General features: G+C 56.2%; 3 rRNA genes. All 3 read left to right on the top strand.

Annotated features, from left to right (window positions below):
* The first annotated feature begins 593 nt into the window (after nucleotides 1-593).
* The 3 genes from NR073_RS10900 (at nucleotide 594) to rrf (ending at nucleotide 5952) form a co-directional block, all read left to right on the top strand.
* Nucleotides 594-2116 (top strand): 16S ribosomal RNA (locus tag NR073_RS10900).
* 437 nt (nucleotides 2117-2553) lie between these two features.
* Nucleotides 2554-5645, top strand: a 23S ribosomal RNA gene (locus tag NR073_RS10895).
* Nucleotides 5646-5835: 190 nt separating this feature from the next.
* A 5S ribosomal RNA gene (rrf, locus tag NR073_RS10890) occupies nucleotides 5836-5952 on the top strand.
* The 16S, 23S and 5S rRNA genes sit together here, the layout of an rRNA operon.
* The last annotated feature ends 24 nt before the right edge of the window (nucleotides 5953-5976 follow it).

The raw sequence follows: 5976 nt of genomic DNA, 5'->3' as shown, positions 1-5976 counted from the left end.
TTCGTGTGTAGAGTTCCATCTCGTGCTCAAGACGCCGACCGGGTGACCGGGAGGCGGGGTGAAGAACACAGAATCCGCGGATTCATGCCGAGAATGGCAGGTCCAGGGCGGGTGGTGCTCACCGGGTGCGCGGCTGGCAGTGATGCTGGTCGGGATTCCTGAAGAAGATGATCTGGTTTGACAGCCGGGAATCATGTGGTAAGCTTTTCGAGGCCTTCCACGTGGATGGTCCGGTGAGTGTCTGGCCCCGCGGAAGCGGAGTTGACATTGTCGGATCGCGTGGTAAGGTTTTCTAGCCCGGCCACGTGAACGGACGGTGAATGCTTCGGACACGGAGTTGACACGGTCGAAACGGATGGTCTAGGATGGAGAAGTTGCTCCAGAGCGAAACGGCCCGCGGAGCGGGTCGCTGAAGCTGGAAGCGCCTGTTGTTTGAGAACTCAATAGTGTGCCAAGTTTGTTGATGCCAATTGTTTTAACACATATTGGTTGATCATCGCCTGCCACCCCCGTGGTGTGGTGATGGTCTGCTAGGTATTGAATGGATGTCGTGGTGGTTATTTCCGGCTGCCACGGTGTTGTTCTGTAATTTTTTTACGGAGAGTTTGATCCTGGCTCAGGATGAACGCTGGCGGCGTGCTTAACACATGCAAGTCGAACGATGAAGCCCAGCTTGCTGGGTGGATTAGTGGCGAACGGGTGAGTAACACGTGAGTAACCTGCCCTTAACTCTGGGATAAGCCTGGGAAACTGGGTCTAATACCGGATAGGAGCGTCCACCGCATGGTGGGTGTTGGAAAGATTTATCGGTTTTGGATGGACTCGCGGCCTATCAGCTTGTTGGTGAGGTAATGGCTCACCAAGGCGACGACGGGTAGCCGGCCTGAGAGGGTGACCGGCCACACTGGGACTGAGACACGGCCCAGACTCCTACGGGAGGCAGCAGTGGGGAATATTGCACAATGGGCGCAAGCCTGATGCAGCGACGCCGCGTGAGGGATGACGGCCTTCGGGTTGTAAACCTCTTTCAGTAGGGAAGAAGCGAAAGTGACGGTACCTGCAGAAGAAGCACCGGCTAACTACGTGCCAGCAGCCGCGGTAATACGTAGGGTGCGAGCGTTATCCGGAATTATTGGGCGTAAAGAGCTCGTAGGCGGTTTGTCGCGTCTGTCGTGAAAGTCCGGGGCTTAACCCCGGATCTGCGGTGGGTACGGGCAGACTAGAGTGCAGTAGGGGAGACTGGAATTCCTGGTGTAGCGGTGGAATGCGCAGATATCAGGAGGAACACCGATGGCGAAGGCAGGTCTCTGGGCTGTAACTGACGCTGAGGAGCGAAAGCATGGGGAGCGAACAGGATTAGATACCCTGGTAGTCCATGCCGTAAACGTTGGGCACTAGGTGTGGGGACCATTCCACGGTTTCCGCGCCGCAGCTAACGCATTAAGTGCCCCGCCTGGGGAGTACGGCCGCAAGGCTAAAACTCAAAGGAATTGACGGGGGCCCGCACAAGCGGCGGAGCATGCGGATTAATTCGATGCAACGCGAAGAACCTTACCAAGGCTTGACATGTTCTCGATCGCCGTAGAGATACGGTTTCCCCTTTGGGGCGGGTTCACAGGTGGTGCATGGTTGTCGTCAGCTCGTGTCGTGAGATGTTGGGTTAAGTCCCGCAACGAGCGCAACCCTCGTTCCATGTTGCCAGCACGTCGTGGTGGGGACTCATGGGAGACTGCCGGGGTCAACTCGGAGGAAGGTGAGGACGACGTCAAATCATCATGCCCCTTATGTCTTGGGCTTCACGCATGCTACAATGGCCGGTACAATGGGTTGCGATACTGTGAGGTGGAGCTAATCCCAAAAAGCCGGTCTCAGTTCGGATTGGGGTCTGCAACTCGACCCCATGAAGTCGGAGTCGCTAGTAATCGCAGATCAGCAACGCTGCGGTGAATACGTTCCCGGGCCTTGTACACACCGCCCGTCAAGTCACGAAAGTTGGTAACACCCGAAGCCGGTGGCCTAACCCTTGTGGGGGGAGCCGTCGAAGGTGGGACCAGCGATTGGGACTAAGTCGTAACAAGGTAGCCGTACCGGAAGGTGCGGCTGGATCACCTCCTTTCTAAGGAGCATTAGTGCCCGTTGCATCACCGCGTGTGTGATGGCGGGTTGCTCATGGGTGGAACATCAATGAATGGTGCCAGTGGTGGTGCCGGCAGTGCTCGAGTACGTCATGCCTGTGAGGGTGTGGTTGGAATGGGTGGTGTTGGTGGCTGCGAGCTGGTGTTGGCACACTGTTGGGTCCTGGAACAGCAGGCACCCTGATCTGTGAGGGTTGGGGTTGTTGTTTCTGGTCTCCGTATCTTGTGAAGCTGGCCTTGTGGGTTGGTGGATGGGGTGTGGGTTGTTGTTTGAGAACTGCATAGTGGACGCGAGCATCTTATTTTTTGTTGCTGCATCGTTGATCGCACTGTCCCCCCTGGGGTGGTGTGTGAGGTGTGGTGATGCCGAGAATGACATCTTAGTTAGATATTGCTCATTTGAGGACTTTCATTGTGTGTGAAAGTTTCTAAGGGCGCATGGTGGATGCCTTGGCAACAGGAGCCGAAGAAGGACGTGGGAATCTGCGATAAGCCTGGTGGAGTCGATAACCGGACGTTGAGACCAGGATTTCCGAATGGGGAAACCCCGCACGACGTGTCGTGTGACCCCCGGTTGAACACATAGACCGGGTGGAGGGAACGTGGGGAAGTGAAACATCTCAGTACCCACAGGAAGAGAAAACAAAAGTGATTCCGTTAGTAGTGGCGAGCGAACGCGGATGGGGCTAAACCGTATGTGTGTGATACCCGGCAGGGGTTGCATGTGCGGTGTTGTGGGCCCCTCCTTGTCATGTCTGCCGGCATGGCGCAGTGAGGTGCGGGCATATAGACGAACCAGTGTGGATGCTGGACCGTAGAGGGTGAGAGTCCCGTAGTCGAAATGTGTTCCGCCGCTGTTGGAGGGTCGCCCGAGTAGCACGGGGCCCGAGGAATCCCGTGTGAATCTGCCAGGACCACCTGGTAAGCCTGAATACTACCTGTTGACCGATAGCGGATCAGTACCGTGAGGGAATGGTGAAAAGTACCCCGGGAGGGGAGTGAAATAGTACCTGAAACCATGTGCCTACAAACCGTTGGAGCCTCCTTGTGGGGTGACAGCGTGCCTTTTGAAGAATGAGCCTGCGAGTTAGTGATACGTGGCGAGGTTAACCCGTGTGGGGAAGCCGTAGCGAAAGCGAGTCTGAATAGGGCGATTGAGTCGCGTGTCCTAGACCCGAAGCGGAGTGATCTACCCATGGCCAGGTTGAAGCGCGTGTAAGAGCGCGTGGAGGACCGAACCCACTTCAGTTGAAAATGGAGGGGATGAGCTGTGGGTAGGGGTGAAAGGCCAATCAAACTCCGTGATAGCTGGTTCTCCCCGAAATGCATTTAGGTGCAGCGTCACGTGTTTCTTCCCGGAGGTAGAGCTACTGGATGGACGATGGGCCCTACAAGGTTACTGACTTCAGCCAAACTCCGAATGCCGGGAAGTGAGAGCGTGGCAGTGAGACTGTGGGGGATAAGCTTCATAGTCGAGAGGGAAACAGCCCAGACCACCGGTTAAGGCCCCTAAGCGTGTGCTAAGTGGGAAAGGATGTGGAGTTGCTGAGACAACCAGGAGGTTGGCTTAGAAGCAGCCACCCTTGAAAGAGTGCGTAATAGCTCACTGGTCAAGTGATTCCGCGCCGACAATGTAGCGGGGCTCAAGTACACCGCCGAAACCGTGGCATTCAGTTTTGCTGGATGGGTAGGGGAGCGTCGTTCACGAGGTGAAGCCAGCGGGTAACTTCTGGTGGATTGTGGACGAGTGAGAATGCAGGCATGAGTAGCGAAAGACGGGTGAGAAACCCGTCCGCCGGATGACTAAGGGTTCCAGGGTCAAGCTAATCTGCCCTGGGTAAGTCGGGACCTAAGGCGAGGCCGACAGGCGTAGTCGATGGACAACGGGTTGATATTCCCGTACCAGTGAAGAACCGCCCATGCTGAGCCGGTGATACTAACCGCCCGAACCATCCCGATCCTCGTCTTTGACGGGGACGGTGATGGGGAGCGCGGGACCTGAACCGGGGAGGCAAGCGCATTAACAGGTGTGACGCAGGAAGGTAGCCGGGCCGGGCAATGGAAATGACCTGGTCTAAGGGTGTAGGGCTGCCGGTAGGTAAATCCGCCGGCTGTATGCCTGAGGCCTGATGGGCGCCCACGTGGTGGGTGATCCGGTGATCCTATGCTGCCAAGAAAAGCATCGGCGCGAGGTTCAAACTGCCCGTACCCTAAACCGACACAGGTGGTCAGGTAGAGAATACTAAGGCGATCGAGAGAATCATGGTTAAGGAACTCGGCAAAATGCCCCCGTAACTTCGGGAGAAGGGGGGCCCCAACCTTGAGCACCACGTGCTGGTGTGAGGGGATCGGGGCCGCAGAGACCAGGGGGAAGCGACTGTTTATCAAAAACACAGGTCCATGCGAAGTCGTAAGACGATGTATATGGACTGACTCCTGCCCGGTGCTGGAAGGTTAAGGGGACCTGTTAGCTTCGGCGAAGCGGAGAACTTAAGCCCCAGTAAACGGCGGTGGTAACTATAACCATCCTAAGGTAGCGAAATTCCTTGTCGGGTAAGTTCCGACCTGCACGAATGGAGTAACGACTTCCCCGCTGTCTCAACCATGAACTCGGCGAAATTGCATTACGAGTAAAGATGCTCGTTACGCGCAGAAGGACGGAAAGACCCCGTGACCTTTACTATAGTTTGGTATTGGTGTTCGGTGTGGCTTGTGTAGGATAGGTGGGAGACTGTGAAGCGGGCACGCCAGTGTTCGTGGAGTCATCGTTGAAATACCACTCTGGTCACTCTGGATATCTAACTTCGGCCCGTGATCCGGGTCAGGGACAGTGCCTGATGGGTAGTTTAACTGGGGCGGTTGCCTCCCAAAATGTAACGGAGGCGCCCAAAGGTTCCCTCAGCCTGGTTGGCAATCAGGTGTCGAGTGCAAGTGCACAAGGGAGCTTGACTGTGAGAGTGGCAGCTCGAGCAGGGACGAAAGTCGGGACTAGTGATCCGGCGGCTCGTTGTGGAACGGCCGTCGCTCAACGGATAAAAGGTACCTCGGGGATAACAGGCTGATCTTGCCCAAGAGTCCATATCGACGGCATGGTTTGGCACCTCGATGTCGGCTCGTCGCATCCTGGGGCTGGAGTAGGTCCCAAGGGTTGGGCTGTTCGCCCATTAAAGCGGTACGCGAGCTGGGTTCAGAACGTCGTGAGACAGTTCGGTCCCTATCCTCTGCGCGCGTTGGAAATTTGAGAAGGTCTGTCCTTAGTACGAGAGGACCGGGACGGACGAACCTCTGGTATGTCAGTTGTACCGCCAGGTGCATGGCTGATTAGCTACGTTCGGGATGGATAACCGCTGAAAGCATCTAAGCGGGAAGCCGGCTTCGAGATGAGATTTCCTTGCCCCTTTGAGGGTGTGAGGCCCCCAGCTAGAACACTGGGTTGATAGGCTGGATGTGGAAGCGAGGACTGAAGACTCGTGAAGCTGACCAGTACTAATAGGCCGATGACTTACACACACTCTTATCCCATTGCTTGCTTCAAGGTGATGGGTTGGTGTTCGCGTCCACTGTGCGGTTGTCTGATTGCAACCGGCTGTCTGCTGTTGGTGGGTGGTTGAGGTGTTTTAGTTGAATAGTGTCACTGTTGTGTGACCCGTAGGTTTCCCTGCTGTTGCCCGTGTTGAGGGTGGTGGTGTGGGGTTAGGGTTACGGCGGTCATAGCGTGGGGGAAACGCCCGGTTCCATTCCGAACCCGGAAGCTAAGGCCCACAGCGCCGATGGTACTGCAGCCGGGAGGTTGTGGGAGAGTAGGTCGCCGCCGGACATTCTTTGAGGGAGGGCCTCGCAC

This window comes from Micrococcus sp. Mcc28 (assembly GCF_024519775.1).
In the GTDB taxonomy this organism is placed as follows: domain Bacteria; phylum Actinomycetota; class Actinomycetes; order Actinomycetales; family Micrococcaceae; genus Micrococcus; species Micrococcus luteus.
The sequence above is the reverse complement of the archived record's forward strand: the minus strand, read 5'-3'. Positions and strand labels throughout refer to the sequence as shown.